Origin of the sequence: Streptomyces sp. NPDC050743, from assembly GCF_044456925.1 — a bacterium.
GTDB lineage: Bacteria > Actinomycetota > Actinomycetes > Streptomycetales > Streptomycetaceae > Streptomyces.
Genome location: NZ_JBITGJ010000021.1, coordinates 58785 through 75155, shown reverse-complemented (window position 1 = coordinate 75155; position 16371 = coordinate 58785). Strand labels below are relative to the sequence as shown.

General features: G+C 72.5%; 14 protein-coding genes. 7 read left to right on the top strand and 7 right to left on the bottom strand.

Annotated elements, in window-relative coordinates; translation table 11 throughout:
* Positions 1-18: 18 nt before the first annotated feature.
* Positions 19-906, top strand: a complete 888-nt coding sequence (locus ACIBJF_RS21525; RefSeq protein ID WP_399175747.1) for a LysR family transcriptional regulator — start codon at positions 19-21, stop codon at positions 904-906.
* Between the two features lie 186 nt (positions 907-1092).
* Here ACIBJF_RS21525 and ACIBJF_RS21520 read toward each other — a convergent pair whose 3' ends face one another.
* The 3 genes from ACIBJF_RS21520 to ACIBJF_RS21510 form a co-directional block, all read right to left on the bottom strand.
* The gene (locus ACIBJF_RS21520) at positions 1093-3237 is read right to left on the bottom strand and encodes a putative bifunctional diguanylate cyclase/phosphodiesterase (RefSeq protein ID WP_399175745.1); all 2145 of its coding nucleotides are present in this window, start codon (positions 3235-3237) and stop codon (positions 1093-1095) included.
* The gene (locus tag ACIBJF_RS21515) at positions 3234-4046 is read right to left on the bottom strand and encodes an SAM-dependent methyltransferase (protein WP_399175743.1); all 813 of its coding nucleotides are present in this window, start codon (positions 4044-4046) and stop codon (positions 3234-3236) included. The genes ACIBJF_RS21520 and ACIBJF_RS21515 overlap by 4 nt, the downstream gene beginning before the upstream one ends.
* 308 nt (positions 4047-4354) lie before the next feature.
* Entirely contained in the window at positions 4355-5317 is a 963-nt protein-coding gene (locus ACIBJF_RS21510) for an SCO0930 family lipoprotein (protein WP_399175741.1), read from the bottom strand.
* 752 nt (positions 5318-6069) lie between these two features.
* Here ACIBJF_RS21510 and ACIBJF_RS21505 point away from each other — a divergent pair.
* Both ACIBJF_RS21505 and ACIBJF_RS21500 read left to right on the top strand, forming a co-directional pair.
* Positions 6070-6198, top strand: a complete 129-nt coding sequence (locus ACIBJF_RS21505) for a hypothetical protein (RefSeq protein ID WP_365324601.1) — start codon at positions 6070-6072, stop codon at positions 6196-6198.
* A gap of 33 nt (positions 6199-6231) precedes the next feature.
* On the top strand, positions 6232-6996 hold the full coding sequence (locus ACIBJF_RS21500) for a DUF4239 domain-containing protein (protein WP_399175739.1): 765 nt from the start codon (positions 6232-6234) through the stop codon (positions 6994-6996).
* Between the two features lie 128 nt (positions 6997-7124).
* On the opposite strand, the gene ACIBJF_RS21495 is transcribed toward ACIBJF_RS21500, so the two are convergent.
* A complete protein-coding gene (locus ACIBJF_RS21495; RefSeq protein WP_399175737.1) occupies positions 7125-7718 on the bottom strand; it encodes a hypothetical protein in 594 nt (197 codons plus the stop codon).
* 332 nt (positions 7719-8050) lie between these two features.
* Between ACIBJF_RS21495 and ACIBJF_RS21490 the strand changes: the two genes are divergently transcribed.
* Complete coding sequence (locus tag ACIBJF_RS21490; RefSeq protein WP_399175735.1) at positions 8051-8722, top strand: class F sortase; 672 nt, start codon at positions 8051-8053, stop codon at positions 8720-8722.
* A 38-nt stretch (positions 8723-8760) separates the two neighbouring features.
* Here the strand turns inward: ACIBJF_RS21490 and ACIBJF_RS21485 are convergent, their stop codons facing one another.
* A complete protein-coding gene (locus ACIBJF_RS21485; protein ID WP_399175734.1) occupies positions 8761-9594 on the bottom strand; it encodes a polysaccharide deacetylase family protein in 834 nt (277 codons plus the stop codon).
* Between the two features lie 180 nt (positions 9595-9774).
* On the opposite strand from ACIBJF_RS21485, the gene ACIBJF_RS21480 reads away from it, so the two are divergent.
* Positions 9775-9954, top strand: a complete 180-nt coding sequence (locus tag ACIBJF_RS21480; RefSeq protein WP_399175733.1) for a hypothetical protein — start codon at positions 9775-9777, stop codon at positions 9952-9954.
* An 11-nt stretch (positions 9955-9965) separates the two neighbouring features.
* On the top strand, positions 9966-11273 hold the full coding sequence (locus ACIBJF_RS21475; protein ID WP_399175731.1) for an MFS transporter: 1308 nt from the start codon (positions 9966-9968) through the stop codon (positions 11271-11273).
* On the opposite strand, the gene lysX is transcribed toward ACIBJF_RS21475, so the two are convergent.
* Complete coding sequence (lysX, locus tag ACIBJF_RS21470) at positions 11218-14496, bottom strand: bifunctional lysylphosphatidylglycerol synthetase/lysine--tRNA ligase LysX (RefSeq protein WP_399175729.1); 3279 nt, start codon at positions 14494-14496, stop codon at positions 11218-11220. The two genes, ACIBJF_RS21475 and lysX, sit on opposite strands and share 56 nt — an antisense overlap.
* Before the next feature lie 144 nt (positions 14497-14640).
* Between lysX and ACIBJF_RS21465 the strand changes: the two genes are divergently transcribed.
* Positions 14641-15120 (top strand): universal stress protein, encoded by a 480-nt coding sequence (locus ACIBJF_RS21465; protein WP_390680218.1) that lies wholly within the window; start codon positions 14641-14643, stop codon positions 15118-15120.
* Here ACIBJF_RS21465 and ACIBJF_RS21460 read toward each other — a convergent pair.
* Complete coding sequence (locus ACIBJF_RS21460; protein ID WP_399175727.1) at positions 15056-16315, bottom strand: MFS transporter; 1260 nt, start codon at positions 16313-16315, stop codon at positions 15056-15058. The two genes, ACIBJF_RS21465 and ACIBJF_RS21460, sit on opposite strands and share 65 nt — an antisense overlap.
* Positions 16316-16371: the final 56 nt, after the last annotated feature.

Here is a 16371-nt window from a genome sequence, read left to right as displayed (position 1 = left end):
GGAAGCTATCCTTGCAGGATGCAGTTCCAGCAGCTCCAGTACTTCGTCGCCGTCGCCGAGACCCGGCACTTCACCCGCGCCGCCGAGCTGGTGCATGTCGCCCAGCCGTCTTTGTCGCAGCAGATCAAGGCGCTGGAGCGGGAGCTGGGCGCGGATCTGTTCCTGCGGGCCCGGGGCAACATCAGCCTCACCGACGCCGGTGAGGCCCTGCTCCCGCTGGCCCGGCGGATCCTGGCCGACGCGGACACGGCCCGGCACGAGGTGCAGGAGCTGGCGCAGCTGCGCCGGGGCCGGGTGCGGCTGGGGGCGACCCCGAGCCTGTGCACCGGCCTGCTGCCGGACGTCCTGCGCGCCTTCCACGACCGCTACCCGGGCATCCAGCTGCTGATCGAGGAGGGCGGCTCGCACGACCTGGTGCGGCACCTGGCCCGGGGCGCCCTCGACCTCGCGCTGCTCGTGCTGCCCCTGCCGACGCCCGCGCCCGCGCTGACCACGGTGGAGTTGCTGCGGGAGGACCTCGTGGTCGTGTCCTCACCCGAGGCGCCGGCGCCGGGTCACGGCGCACGGCGGGTGGTCGACATCACCGATCTGGAGGGCGAGCGCCTGGTCATGTTCCGCCACGGCTACGACCTGCGCGAACTGACCGTCGCCGCGTGTCGCTCCGCCGGGTTCGAGCCGGAGTTCGCGGTGGAGGGAGGCGAGATGGACGCGGTGCTGGGATTCGTGCGGGCGGGGCTCGGCGTGGCCGTGGTGCCGCGGATGGTCGCGACCCGGGCGGGGCGCGGCCTGCGCGTCACCCCGTTGGCTCGGCCCGGGTTGCACCGGACCATCGCGTTGGCTCACCGGAGCGATGTGGCTCCGCCGCGGGCCGCCAGGGAGCTGCAGCGGATGCTGCTGGAGCGGTGAGGCGCGTCGGCGCGCGGATACGCCCCGACATCGCCGTTCCGCCCCGTCGGCAACGGCCGAGTGCCACCGCGCAAGCGAGTGTGGCCGGCTGCGCCACCCCAGGAGCGCGGGGAACCGCCCGACCGGCCACCGCGGACCCGCAGCCGAAAGCGACCGCACGCCGGCCCAGGCCCGGCGCGGCAGCCGTCAGCCCGTCGCGTCGACGAGCGCCAGGTCGTGCAGCCGCTCCGGTGGGCCGGGGCGGGCGTAGTACCAGCCCTGGGCCGTGTCGCAGCCCAGTATGCGGAGCTGTTCGGCCTGGGCGCCGGTTTCCACGCCCTCGACGGTGACTGCCAGGTCGAGGCTGTGGGCGAGGGAGACGATGCCCTCGACGATCTTCAGGTCGACGGGATCGGCCGGGAACCGCTGCATGCCCTGGGTGAAGGACCGGTCGAGTTTGAGGATGCTCACCGGCAGGCGGCGGAGGTTCGCCAGGTTCGAATACCCGGTGCCGAAGTCGTCCAGAGCGATGTCCACGCCCATCTCGGCCAGCCGGTGCAGCGGCTTGAGCAGGTCGTCGTCGGCGCCGATGAGCGCGGACTCGGTGACCTCCAGGCACAGGGCGTCCGGGGCGACACCCGCGCGCTCCAGGATGTCCACGGTGTCCTGCACCAGGCCCGGATGGCTGAGCTGGCACGGGGACAGGTTGACGTTGATGCGCAGGGGCCCGGCGGTGGTCTCCTCGCCGTGGCGCTCTCGCCAGGCGCGGGCCTGGCGGATGGATTCCTCCAGGACCCAGCGGCCGAGCGGCACGATCAGTCCGGTGTGCTCGGCGAGCGGGATGAAGCGGTCGGGGCCGAGCACGCCGTGCTGCGGGTGCAGCCAGCGGACGAGGGCCTCGGCGCCGCGGACGCTGCCGTCGCCGAGGTGGACCAGCGGCTGGTACTCGATGAAGAACTCGCCGCGTTCCAGCGCCGTGGGGAGGGCGGTCGTCAGGCCGTGACGGGTGATCGCGCGGGCGTCGGCTTCCGGGTCGGCGAGTTCGGAGCGGTTGCCGCCCGCGGACTTGGCCCGGTACATGGTGATGTCGGCGCTCCGCAGGACCTCCGCCGCCGTGCGTTCGCCCGCCGGGCCCTCGACGATGCCGAGGCTGCCACGCACCAGCAGGTCGCGGCCGTCGATGCTGACGGGTGTGACGAGGGCGCTCATGATGCGTTCGGCGAGCTCGTCGATCTCGCGCTCGGTGCCCGGCCCGGTGGTCAGGGCCACGAACTCGTCGCCGCCGAGCCGGGCGACCATCTCGCCGGGCGCGGTCGCACAGGACTGCAGCCGGTCGGCGATCTCCACCAGCAGCCGGTCGCCGGCCGCGTGCCCGAGGCTGTCGTTGATGGTCTTGAAGCCGTCCAGGTCGAGGTAGCACAGGCCGAAGCGCTGGCCGTCGCCCGCGTTCAGGGCCTTCTCCAGGCGCTCGAAGAACAGGCTGCGGTTGGGCAGTCCGGTGAGCGCGTCGTGCGTGGCCTCGTAGCGCAGCCGCAGGTTCAGCAGCCGGCGCTCGGTGGTGTCCTCCATGAGGGCCAGCTGGTACTGCGGATCGCCGTCGGCGTCACGCAGCAGGGAGACCGTCAGGTTGGTCCACAGGACCGTGCCGTCGGGGCGGTTGAAGGCCTTTTCGAGGTGGTAGTGCTCGCGCTCGCCGCGGACGAGTTCGTCGTAGAGCTTCCAGGTCTGCGGCGCGTCCTCGGGGTGCACCCAGTCCTGGACGCGGCGGCCGCGCAGGGCCTGGTCGGACAGCCCGAACATGCGCAGCAGGGCCTCGTTGACCTGCAGGACGTTTCCGTCGAGGTCGGCGATGCCGATCCCTATCGCCGCGCCCTCGAAGACCGCGCGGAAGCGGGCCTCGCTGGCGTGCAGCGCCTGCGCGACCACGCCCTGGGCCCTGAGCGCGGCCTGGGCGATGGACTCCTGCTCGGCGAGCGTGCGCTCGCGCAGCGCCTCGGCGTATCCGGCGGCCATCGCGTGCTGCAACCGCGAGCAGCGCAGGCGCAGTTCGTCCTGGGGGCCGTCCCCGGCGCAGTACAGCACCAGATAGGCGTCCACGCAGTCCAGGGTGCGGGTGAGCGCCTCGGGGTCGGTGCAGTGCGCGCCGACCAGGGCGGCGCCGACCGCCTTCGCGCCGTCCGCGTCGAAGACGCGCGCCCGCAGCAGCTCGCTCAACCGGCGTGCGAGCGGCAGGAGTCGTCCCTCGAACTCCGTCCGGGTCAGCGACGTGGAGGTCACCGGGTAGACCGCCCGGCTCCAGATCGTCGTGAACCGGCGCAGTCTGTCCTCCGGCCCGTCCGGCTCGGCGCTCACGCCGTACGCCCCACGCCGGCGAATCCGGAGAAGGCGAACGGGTCCTCGTCCTCCGGCGCCGACTCCGGCCGCCAGTGCGGCATCGGCACCAGTCCCGGTTCCACCATGTCGTACCCCTCGAAGAACCGCGCGATCTCGTCGCGCGAGCGCATGATGAGCGGATTGCGAATGTCCTTGTATACGTCCACCGCGCCCTCGGCCCGCTCGGCGGGCAGCGGGATTCCCTCGTACGAGGCATGGGTGAGGATCAGCAGGCTGCCGGGCGCGAGCGCGTCGCGCAGCTCGGCGACCGCACCGTAGGGGTCGTCCGCGTCTTCCACGAAGTGCAGTATGGCAACGAGGAGGAGGGCGACTGGGCGGTTCCGGTCGATCAGCCGCTCCACCTGAGGGCTGGAGAGGATCTCCTGGGGCTTGCGCAGGTCCGCGGCGACGACGTCCGCGGCGTCGTTACCGGCGAGTACCGCCTGGCTGTGCGCGACGGCGACCGGGTCGTGGTCGACGTAGACCACGCGGGCGTCCGCTACGGCCGCCTGCGCCACCTCGTGGACGTTGCCGAACGTCGGGATGCCGGAGCCGATGTCGAGGAACCGGGTGATGCCCTCCCCGGCCGCGAACCGCACGGCACGGCGCATGAACGCCCGGTTGGCCTGCATGATCTTCGGCAGGCCCGGCATGAACTCCATCGCCTTGCGGGCCGCTTCCCGGTCCACCTCGAAGTTGTGCGAGCCGCCCAGGTAGAAGTCGTAGATCCGCGAGACGCTCGGCACCGAGATGTCGATGCTCCGTGGGGCCCAGGCGGGACGCTCCATGTATCTCTCCAAGGGTAGGCGACAGGGACAGGCGATCCGGTGTTCGAGCTGAGGCTACTGATCGGCCGCCAAGGGAGCGACCCGAACCGGAAATTGACCGTCCGTTCCCCGCCACTGCCTGCGGCAAGTGCCCGTATCACCCCGCTGCGTCACGGCTGTGTCCACTTGGCCCGCTCCTGCCCCCATGCGCGCCTCCCCTCCGCGCGCCGCCCCACGCACAACGGTCCGCCCCCTCCGTGCGGTGCGGAGGGGGCGGACCTTCGGTGGCGCTCCGGGCCGGGCGGGGCGATCGACCCTGGGGAGGTGATCTAGTTGCCCGGTGCGCCGACCGGCTTGCCGTCGGGCGAGACGGCGTACCAAGTGCCGCCCACGCCCTGACCGTTGGTGTCACCGGGGGCCTTGTCCCCGGAGAAGGTGTAGATCGGCCAGCAGTTGACCGTCATCTGCTTCACACCGTCGGGACGGGTGAAGCCCATCAGCCCCTTCTTCTTGACGCCCTGGGTGTCCTCGGGCTTGACGATGCCGACGGCCGGCCACTTCTCCAGGCAGGCCCCGGTGCAGTTGGAGACGGACTTCGGCCAGGCCTTGTCCTTGAGGAAGCGGTAGACCGTCATGCCGTTCTTGTCGACGACGATGTCTCCCAGCTTGGGGTCCTTGCGGACGGACAGACCGGGCAGGGCCGCCAGGGAGGCCTTCTTGCCGTTCGGGGCCAGCGCGAACCACTTGCCGCCCACACCCTGGCCGTTGACGTCCCCGGCGTTGACGTCCTTGGCGTAGCGGTAGGCGGGCCAGCCGCCGATCGTGAGCTGCTTGGTGCCGTCGGCGCGGGTGACCTCGCCGAGCAGCGCCTTGTCGATCCCGGCCCCGGCCGTGGCGTCGTCGGCGGGCACCGGCGGCCACGTGGTGGCGCAGTCGCCGTCGCAGTTCGACTTGGGCGGATTGGCGGTGTCCTTGTCGAACCGGTACAGGGTGAGGCCGGAGCCGTCGGTCAGCACACTGCCGAGGTCGGGGTTGGTGGCCACGGTCAGCTTGCCCGCCGGGGCGGCCGGCGACGGGGAGCTGGAGCTCTGGTTGCCGTCGGCGCCGTAACCGTTTCCCGATCCGGTGCCGACACCGGCACCGATGGTCGGGCTGCCCGCGGGCGCGGTGGCCCCGACGTTCTGGGCCGCCGACGACGGGGTGGTGCCGTTGTCCTGACCGCACGCCGTCGTCAGCGCCAGCACAGCAGCGGCTGTGGCCACCAGTGAGGCGGTCCGCCAGGAGGTCTTCATGTCCAACTCCCCATATTCGCCTGGTTGTTGCAGCGCTCTGCCGCGCCGCCGCACGGCCATGGGTACGCACCGAGGGGGCGGGAGCGTTCAACGGGGAGGGGAAGTTCTTCGGGAAATTCTTTCCGCATCCTGTGACCGGTGCCGTCGCAGATGCCGTCGCACGGGGCTCGTACGGGCGTCCGCAGCGCACGAATCGCTCTCTTCTTCGCGTCAAACCATTGATCGCATCATGTCCTTCCTTCGGATCATTCCGGACGCACCGCGGCCTGCGGCCTGGTTCCGCACCCCATGATCGTCGGGTGCATGGACCCGAAGTGACCCGATGGGCGCCCGCCGCACGGGTGTTGGCCCTGATGGCGCTGACCTGGACCCTGGTGGGCTGCCCGGCCGGCAGTGCCTCGGCCGACGCCTGTGCGTACGCCTCCACGGGCCCGGACGGCACGGTGGCGGTGGCCCACGCGGGCGGCGACCACTGGCCGCCGCCCTGTCCGACGCCCACCCCACCCCCGTGCCCGCCCACACCGACGCCGACCCCGACGCCGACCCCGCCGCCTCCACCACCGCCGAAACCGAAGCCCACGCCGACTCCGCGCCCCACGCCGAAGCCCACCCCGAAACCGAGGCCGCCGGCCCGGCCCGCCCCGGCTCCGCCGGCACCACGGCCGACACCGACGCCGACCCCGCCGCCTCCGCCGCCGGCCCAGCCCCCACCGCCGAAGCCGAAGCCCACCCCGCGGCCCTCGGCGACCCCGGTGAGCTACCCGGCGTACCACCCGCACCGCACCGCACATGTCGCACCCGGCCACACCACGCCGGTCACCTACGTCCTGCTCATCACCGTTCCGGCGATCGTCGCCGTCGCGGCCCTGCGCCCGCGCTGACGCGCCGGCCCGCTCACCTTCTGGAGGTATCCGTTGCCGGATTGGCTTGTTCTCGTCCTCGCGATGCTGGCGGCCTGTGCTGTGGTGGTGGTCGTCACCGTCGTACGGCACAAGCGGGCGCCCGAGGACGAGGATCCCAGCGAGACCCCGGACGTCATCGAGTACATGACGATGTGGATCGGCGTCGTGTACGCCATCGTCCTGGGCCTCGCCATCGCGGGCGTGTGGGAGGCCCGCAGTGCCGCCCAGGACTATGTGCAGTCCGAGGCCCAGGCGCTGCACGAGATCTCGGAACGGGTCCGCGTCTATCCGCCGGACGTCCGTGACCACATCCGGAGCGACATCAACACCTATGTCAGCCATGTCGTCGACCACGAGTGGCGGACGATGTCCCACGACGAACGCGTCAGCGACCGCGGCACCCAGCTGCTGCAGAAGGTCCGCCAGGACATCACCGACTACCAGCCGAAGAACGACTTCGAGGCACAGGCCTACCAGCCGCTGCTGGACCAGATGACCGCCGCCGACCAGGCGCGCAACGCCCGCGCCGACTCCATCGGGGCCACCATGCCACCGGTGGTGTGGTGGGGACTGCTCACCGGGGCGCTGGTCACCGTCGGCATGGTGTTCGCGCTGCAGATCCGGCGCACCAGACGTGAACTGATCCTCGCGGGGCTGTTCTCCGCGACCATCGCGTTCATGCTGTTCCTCATCTGGGACTTCGACGCCCCCTTCAGCCGGGGCATCGCGGTGACCGCGGAACCGTTCACGAATCTGTTCCCGGGAGTCACCGGCTAGTCCCCGGCGCCGAGGAGGACGGCGGCCGGCCGACCGTCACCCGTGGCCCTTCGCCCCCGCCCCTCCCGGGACCGGGGCGAATGCCGTGTCCGCGTGCGCCGCGCTAAGGAAGGCCGCGTGGCGGGGCGTCAGCTCCGCTTCTCCATCCGGCGGCGCACCCAGCCCGCGCCGCCCCCGACGACCGCCAAGGTCACGAGCCCGGCGCCGATGGCCATGTCGGCCGGCGTGGCACCGGTGGGTCTGCCGCTGCCGGCACCCCCCTGGACTCCGCCGAGCACGGTGAACGCCGCCGGGCGGATCAGGGTCCTGCCGTCGCAGTCGACCGCGGCGTCGTACCGGCCGGGACGGGCGTCGCCGTCGACCTGGACGGTTCCGCGCGAGCTGTCGTCGCGCCGCCGGTCGAGCTCGGTGGTGGCGAAGGCTCGGGAGGACATGGTGCCGTCGCCACAGCCGTCCACGGTGACGGCGAGCCGGCCGCCGGCCGGGAGCACGCCGGGGTGGGCGACGATGTTCCGGGGGCCGCCGCCGTCACGGCCGCCGGAGTCGTCGTCCCGGTCGCTGTTCCCGCTGTCGTTGAAGTGATCACGGTTGTTGGAACTGCCGCTGATCCCGTGGTCCGGGCCGCCGCCGTCGCCCCTGCCCTCCGCGAGGGCAGCAGGGGTGGCGAACCCGAGCGCGGCCACCGCGGCGCACGCGGCCGCCAGTGCACGTTGGTTTCGCATCCGATCCTCCGCGGGAGGCGCCCGGGAGCCGTCCCCGGTCGATCGGCGAGAAATACGCCTCCCGGAGAGACCCTCGGACGCGCGGAACACGCCCGCATGTCGAGAATCGTCCGTCCTGGTGACACAACACGTCGCACGAAAAGCACACAATCGGATATTGCCGCAGGTCATGGGCCGTCAGAGATAATCGGCGAACCGCAACTCGGATGGCGCACCGCACAGGCCCCGGGCCACCCGTTCGCCACTCACCCCTGTCTCCCGCCGCGCGCGCGGGACTTAGCGTTTTCCCATGCGCGATGGACGTGGTGGGCCGCGTCGAGAGGGGAAGGCGAATGTCTGCGTCCGAGCTGTCCGAGCTTGCCGAAGAGGAGGAACGGCGGAGGAAACGGGCCCCGTGGGGCGTGATAGCGCTTGTCCTGCTGACCGGTCTGGCACTCATTCGGAACGGTTCGGGGGAGTTCGACATCGGTCCGCCGCAGCCTGCCTCGGCGGCGGCCCCCGACAGCCGCGCCGGCACGGGCACCTTCACCACGGCCCCGACGCCGCTCGGGTTCTCCGCCGCCGACCGGGTCCGCATCCCCGCCATCCAGGTGAACGCGCCGGTCATGCCCGTCGGTCTGGACGCGGCCGGCTGGGTCGCCGCGCCGCCGCCGGACGACCCCAATCTGGCGGGCTGGTTCACCGGTGCGGTCTCCCCCGGCGAGAAGGGCACCGCCGTCGTCGTCGGGCACGTCGACAACAAGAAGGGCCCAGCCGTGTTCTACGGACTCGGGGCCCTGAAGAAGGGAAACCGGATCGAGGTGGCGCGCAAGGACGGAAAGACCGCGGTGTTCGAGACCTATGGCGTCGAGGTCTTCTCCAAGAGCGGTTTTCCGGGCGACCGCGTGTACGGCTCGAAGGGAGCACCGGAACTGCGGGTCATCACCTGCGGCGGCGGTTTTTCCAAGCAGAACGGTTACGACGGAAACGTCGTCGTCTTCGCCCGCCTGGTCGCGGTGAACTGAGGCCACCGCGGCCCTGCGGGCGAAGAGCCGGGAAACGGTCACACGCGCCGGCGCGGCACGGTCATGCGATATCCGGAGTCGAGGAGGCGGGGCAGCCATTCACAGATCGCATGGACGGTCTGCGACCGGTCGCCCCCGGCGTCGTGGGAGAGCACCACGACGCCGGGGGCGGCGCCGTGCTCCACCCGGTCGACGATGGCGCCCGTGCCGGGCTCCATCCAGTCGGTGGTGTCCACCGTCCAGGCCATCGGCTCCATGCCCATCTCGGCGCCCAGTTGGAACACGGCCCGGTTCCAGGCGCCGTAGGGAGCGCGGAACCACTGGGGGCGCTCGCCGTAGGCGTCCTCGATGGCATCGCTCGTGCGCTTCATCTCGGAGTGGATCTGCCTGCGGTTGAGGGTCGTCAGCAGCGGATGCGTCCAGGTGTGGTTGCCGACGACATGGCCTTCGTCGGCCATCCGGGTCACCAGCTCCTTGTTGTCCACGACGCACTCGCCGCACACGAAGAACATGGCCCGCACGTCGTACTTGGCGAGGGTGTCCAGGATGTGCGGGGTGTAGTCCGGGTCGGGGCCGTCGTCGAAGGTCAGCAGCATGTGCCGGCCGCGCCCGGAGATACGGAGGATGGGCTCCTTGCGGGCCTTCAGTCTGTGCGGCACGGCACGCGGCGGTCCGTAGCCGGTGAGCGGCTGTAGTCGAAAGGCGGAGGGCCTGAGTGCCTGACGGGCCTGCGGTCCGGGAGCGGGGTCGGCGGTCCCGGCGCTGTCCTGGGCGCCGCCCGCCAGGACGGCGCCCGCGGTACCCGCGGCTCCCAGCGCGGCGCCGCCGGCCAGGAGCATCCGGCGCCGTGTGAGCAACTGATCCTTCTGCATGACTCATCACTCGCCCCACCCGGCTCCGGCGCACTACAGCGACACCAGTGCGGCTGCGGGAAAGCACCCGAACAGCCGCATGCGGGGTCGTGGTGGTCCCGCGCGCGGGCTTCTGACAAGCAATCGGACAAACAGTCATTCCGCTGCAAATGCCAAGTGGGACACGGGGGTCGAGCCGAGTTGGCCGCACACGCGGGAACGTATGCGAACGGCGTACCGCGCAGCGCGCTGGCGGTGGTGCTGCTGGCCGTCGCCCAGTTTCTGGTCGTCTTCGACACGACGTCGTTCGCGGTGGCGCTGCCGTTGGTCGCGCGCGACCGGGGGCCGGCCATCGCCGGACTGACCTGGCTGCTGACCTGACCGCGTACAGCGTGTGTTTCGCCGCGCTGCCGGTGCTCGCGGGAGCCCTCGGCAGGGCCTTCGGGCAGCGGCGGGTGCTGATGGGCGGGCTCGCGCTGTCGAGCGTCGCCGCGGCGGCTCCTGCGGTGTTCTCCGCTCCCTGGGTGCTGATGGCCTCGCGTGCGGTGCAGGGCGTCGCGGCGGCGTCGATCACGGCCGGTGCGCTGGCCCTGATCGACGCCACGCACCCGGCGGGCCCGGGCCGGGACCGGGCTCTCAACGTGCACTTCGCGGTCGTGGCCTGTGCCACCCCGGCGGCGCTGCTGCCCTGCACCCTGTTGCTGGACGCCTCGCAGACGGAGAAGACGTTCTTCTGGGTGCAGGCCGCCGCCGGGGTGCTGCTCCTGTTGCTGGTTCCGCTCGCGCCGGCGGAGTCCGCGCCCGAGCCGGCGGCCCGGCGCCGGGTGGGGGCCGCCGCGCCGGCGGTCGTGCCGCTGGGCTTCCTGGCCTGGTTCGCCGACTGGCTCGGCGACCGGAGCGTGTCCGCGACCACGGTCATCGTGATCGCCGTGGCCGGTGCGCTGGTGCCGTCCGTGCTGGGCTGGTTCGGCCGGGGCGAGGGCGTGCCGGAGCTGCTCGCCCGGCTGCACCGGGAGCGGGCCGCGTTCGGCGCCTACACGGTGGTGGTGGTGCTGCTGGCCGCGGGCCTGTCCGGTGCCGTGCTGGTCCTCCCCATGGCCCTGCAGACGGTCGGCGGCCTCTCTCCGATGCGGGTCGGCTGGGCCCTGCTGCCCGCCGTCGCCGGGGTGGTGCTGGGCTGCCTGGTCCTTCCCGGCCTCGCGGCCCGCGCCGGGCTCGGCGCCACGGTGGCCGGGGCCTGCGCCGTGTCGGCCGTGGGGTTCGTCCTGCTCGGTCTTCCGGGCGAGGGCTACCGGTTCGCGGAGGTGCTGCTGCCAATGCTGCTGATCGCCTTCGGCTGCGGGGTGCTCCCGCTGCCGGTGGGCTTCGCGCGGTCCGTGAGCGCGGCGCTGCCCCGGGGCCTGAACGCCTCCCGGCAGCTCGGCGCCGGACTGGGCGCGTCGCTGTTCGTCGGGATCGTCACGGTCGCCCAGCAGCGGTTCGGGGGCGTCACGCTCTCCGGCATGAAGGAGTACCGGGCCTTCCTCTCGGGCGCGTTCCGCGACTGCTTCGAACTGGGTACGGCGCTTGGTCTGACCGCCGCGGCGATCGCCCTGCCGGCGCTGCCCCGGCGCGGCGACCGGACGGCCGCCGGGGACCCGGGGCTCAGCGGCGGCGCACCAGCGGGAACGGCAGGGTCTCCCGGATCGTCAGGCCGGTGAGGAACATCACCAGCCGGTCGACGCCGATGCCCAGCCCGCCGGTCGGGGGCATCGCGTACTCCAGGGCCTCCAGGAAGTCCTCGTCCAGCTCCATGGCCTCCGCATCGCCGCCGGCGGCCAGCAGCGACTGCTCGGTGAGCCTTCGGCGCTGTTCCACGGGATCGGTCAACTCGGAGTAGGCGGTGCCGAGTTCGGTGCCGAAGGCGACGAGGTCCCAGCGTTCGGCGAGCCGTGGGTCGGTGCGGTGCTGCCGGGTCAGCGGGGAGACCTCGGTGGGGAAGTCCTTGTAGAAGGTGGGGAGTTGGGTGCGTTCCTCGACGAGGCGCTCGTACATCTCCAGGACGATGTCACCGGGCCCGTCGTCGGCGGTGTACGGCACCCCGGCCCGGTCGCACAGCCGGTGCAGTCGCAGCAGTTCGGTACCGGGGCCGATCTCCTCCCCCAGCGCCGCGGAGATCGCGCCGTAGACGGTTCTGACCGGCCACTTCCCGGAGATGTCGTACTCCTGCCCGTCCTTGCGGACCATCGGGGAGCCGAAGGCGGCGGTCGCCGCGCCCTGGATCAGCTCGCGGGTGAGATCGAGCATGACGTCGTAGTCGGCGTAGGCCTGGTAGGCCTCCAGCATCGTGAACTCGGGGTTGTGCTTGTAGGAGACGCCTTCGTTGCGGAAGGTGCGGCCGAGTTCGAAGACCCTCTCCAGGCCGCCCACGCACAGCCGCTTGAGATACAGCTCGGGGGCGATGCGCAGATACAGGTCGAGGTCGTAGGCGTTGATGTGGGTGGTGAAGGGACGGGCGTTGGCGCCGCCGTGGATCTGCTGGAGCATCGGGGTCTCGACCTCGACGTAGCCGCGGTCCAGCAGGCCCTGGCGCAAGGCCTGTACGGCGGCGGAGCGGGCCCGGATCACGGTGCGGGCGGCGGGGCTGGTCGCGAGGTCGAGGTAGCGGCGGCGGACCTTCGCCTCGGGGTCGGTGAGGCCGCGGCGTTTGTCGGGCAGCGGGCGCAGGCACTTTCCGGTGAGCTGCCAGGAGGTGACGAAGACGGTGGGTTCGCCCTTGTCACTGAGGCCGGTGCGGCCGGTGGCGGTGATGTGGTCGCCGATGTCGGTGGCGGCGGTGAAGCGGTCGAGGGCGGTGGCCGAGCGGTCGCGGGTGAGGGCGATCTGGTGGTCGCCGGACCAGTCGCGCAGCACGGCGAAGACGATGCCGCCGAAGTCGCGGACCAGCATGAGCCGTCCGGCGACGGTGACGTCCTCGTCGGGGGGCGCGTCGGCGAGGGCGTGGGTGGGGGCGGGGACGCCGACCGGGTAGGGGTCGGTGCCGCCGGCGCGGAGCCGGTCGAGTTTGTGGTGCCGTACGCGGACCTGGTCGGGCAGGCCCGCGTCCGGTGCGGCGGGCCCGGCCCGGTCCCCTCCTTCGAGGCCGAGCGCCGTCAGGGGCGGCAGCCCGTGGGTGGTGGCGGGCGGCTGCCCGGCCTTCGGGTGCCCCTTTCCCCAGAGTTTGCGCAACGACGGTACGGAGACGAAGCCTTCGGCGATGCCGGAGGCGAGGCCGATGCGGGCGAGGGCGGCCGCGTCGCAGTAGCAGATGAAGCGCGGGTACCAGTCCGGGTGGTATTTGGCGTTGGAGCGGTAGAGGGCCTCCAGCTGCCACCAGCGGGAGAAGAACAGCAGCAGACGGCGCCAGAGCCTCAGGACGGGTCCGGCGCCGATGCGGGCGCCCTCCTCGAAGACCGACCGGAAGACGGCGAAGTTCAGCGAGATCCGGTGGACGCCCAGCTTGGGGGCGGCGGCGCACAGTTCGGCGACCATGAACTCCATGACCCCGTTCGGGGCGGCGCGGTCACGGCGCATCAGGTCCAGGGAGATGCCGTCCCGGCCCCAGGGCACGAAGGAGAGCAGGGCGAGGAGCCGGCCGTCCTCGCCGAGGGCCTCCACCAGCAGGCAGTCGCCGTCGGCGGGGTCGCCGAGCCGGTCCAGGGCCATGGAGAAGCCGCGCTCGGTCTCGGTGTCGCGCCAGGCGTCGGCCTTGTCGACGACCTCCTCCATCTCGTGTTCGGTGAGGGTGGCGTGCCGGCGGATGCGGCAGGTCGCGCCGGTACGGCGGACGCGGTGCACGGCCTGCCGGGTCACCCGCATGTCGCGGCCGTCGAGATCGAAGGAGGCCACGTGCACGATCGCCTCGTCGCCGAGCTGGAGGGCGCCGAGTCCGGCGCGGGCGTAGGTGCGGGCGCCCTCCTCGGAGGCGCCCATCACGGCGGGTGCCCAGGCGTAGCGGCGGGCCACGTCCAGCCAGGCGGCGATGGCGTGCGGCCAGGCCTCGGGGTCTCCGACGGGGTCGCCGCTGGCGAGGCAGACGCCGGCCTCGACGCGGTAGGTGACGGCGGCCTTGCCGCTGGGCGAGAAGACGACGGCCTTGTCGCGGCGGGTGGCGAAGTAGCCGAGGGAGTCCCGCTCGCCGTAGACGGCCAGGAGGGCGCGGATGCGGGCCTCCTCGTCGCCGTGCAGGGCGGCCTCCAGGCGCTGGGAACGGAACAGCGCGGCGGCGGCGTTGAGGAGGGCGAGGGCGCCGAGCAGGCCGAGCACGAAGGTGACCTTGCGGGGCGGGCGGCCGGAGAAGGAGCGGCCGGAGACCAGCCCGCCGCACACCCGGTCGGCCGCCCAGGCCAGGTGCTCGTTCGCCGGCAGGGTGCCCGGGAACACCATGACCAGGCCCCAGCCGAGCAGGATGGCCACCACGAGGCCGCCCAGCAGCACGGCGAGCGCCCGCCATACGGCACCGCGCCGGGAGGCGGCGTAGAACTCCCCGCGAGCCAGTACGAGCAGGATCAGCAGCAGGCCGCACAGCACCAGCGACGGCAGCGACTCGGCGTACAGGCCGAGGCCCACGCCGAGCGCGTCGGTGAGCACGAGCAGCCCGAGATAGACGACGACCAGCCACCAGGCGACCTTCTTGCGGGCGGCGGTGGCACCGGCCAGCAGGAACAGGAAGACGGCGTAGGCCAGGTTGGCGCTGATGGGCACCAGCAGCAGGTCGAGGGCGAGGGCGACCGGGCGGAGCAGGCGGCGCAGCGGTTCGATGAGCGCGAGCAGCGCGCACAGCAGGCCGAGCGCGGCGAAGAGCGTGGCGAAGGCCTCGGGCACCCAGCCGAGGCGCCCGCCGGCGGGCGGGCGTATCGGGGCCGTGGGGTCCCTCCGTGCGGCGGGCTCCGCGCTGGCGGTCATGGTTCCGACTGTAGGAAGGGGTCACGCGCCTCGCCCGTCGAGGGGGCGCCGGCCCGACCGGCGAGTCCGGCGGACGCCCGCGCGGCCCGGCCGGAAGACTGTCGCGTCTTAGCAGGAACCGTGGATTCCGATAGCCTCACGGCCGTGACGGAACAGCACTCGCAGCCGGACTCGCATTCCCACCAGTTCGAGCGTGGTACGGACGGGCCGAAGGTCATCGTCGTAGGGGTCGACGGCTCCGACTCCTCGCTGCGTGCCGCGGCGTACGCGGGCGGGCTCGCCCGGCGGCAGCGCGCGCTGCTGGCCGTGGTGTACGTGCAGCCGGTGCTGGCCGCCGGGGCGGCGCTCGGGGCGCCGGTGGCGGAGACGACCGACGAGATCGCCGAGGACCTGGTCACCTACATCCGGGAGGCGGCCGAGCGGGTCAAGGGGATATTCGAGGTGCGCTGGGAGTTCCACACCTTCCGCGGCGACCCCTACAGCGGGCTGGTGAAGGCGGCCGACGAGCTCAAGGCGGACGCGGTGGTCGTGGGTGCCTCGGAGCAGGCCGGCCACCGGATCATCGGCTCGGTGGCGATCCGGCTGGTGAAGGCGGGGCGCTGGCCGGTGACGGTCGTGCCGTAGCCTTCCGCGAGTCCCGCAGGAGCAGGGGTGGCGTCGCCAGGAGCAGGACGCCGGCCAGGGCGATGGCGGTGCGCGGGCCGGTGAGGCTCGCCAGCAGGCCCCACAGGGCGGTCAGGGCGGCCGTGGTGGCCTTGCCGGTGATCGACCAGGCGGACAGGGTGCGGGCGACCCGGTCGTCCGGGGTGCACTCCAGGCGGCGGGTGGCGTACACCGGGTTGTAGACGCCCGAGCTGGTGATCACCCCGAACTCCACGGCCATCACCAGCAGCAGTCCGGGCAGCCCGGGCTGGACGAAGGCCAGCCCGAGGGGCCACACGGCGCGCAGGGTGCCCGAGGCGCGCAGCACCCGCCGCTGTCCGTAGCGGGCGACCAGCGGGCGGGCCAGCCGGGAGCCGAGCAGACCGCCGAGGCAGGGCACGGCGAAGGCGAGGCCGTACTGCCAGGGGGCGAAGCCGAGCGGGCCGAGCATGAGGACGGCCAGGGGCGGCACGGCGACCATGATCAGGGCGTTGCCCGCGAGGTTGTTGAAGAACAGCGGCCGCAGGTCGGGGCTGGTGAGGATGTGCCGCCAGCCGTCGAGGAGGTCGGCCGCCCGCAGGCGCTCGGCGCCGGTGCGCTCGGGGCGCGGCTCACCGCCGCCGACGGCGCGGATGCCCAGGGCCGACAGCAGAAAGCTGACCGCGTTCGCCACGACCGTCGTGACGGGACCGAACAGGCCGATCGCGGCGCCGCCGAGGGGCGGTCCGAGGACCAGCGAGGTCCAGTTCGTGGACTCGAACCGGGAGTTCGCGGTGAGCAGCCGGTCGGCCGGCACGAGCGACTTCAGGAAGGCGCCGGAGGCCGCGTTGAAGGTGATGTCGGCCGCCGCGACGATCACCGACACGCACAGCAGCTGACCGAGGCCGAGCCCGCCGAACGCGTAGGCGGCGGGGATGGTGAGCAGCGCGGCGAACCTGACCAGGTCCATCGCCATCATCACCGGCCGCTTGCGCCGGAACTCCACCCAGGGCCCGAGCGGCACCGCCAGCGCGGCCCCCACCGCGGGCCCGGTCGCGGCGAGCAGCGCCACCTCGGCCGGCCCGGCGTGCAGCGCGAGGACCGCGATCACCGAGAAGGCGTCGAAGGCGAGATAGGTGCCGAGCGCGCTCACCGAGTACGCCGCCCACAGCCATCCGAACCGCCGCCCCAGCGTCATGCACAACCTCCCGTTGACCCCGGCCATGAAATCCGGCGGGCCGTCCCCGGATCAAA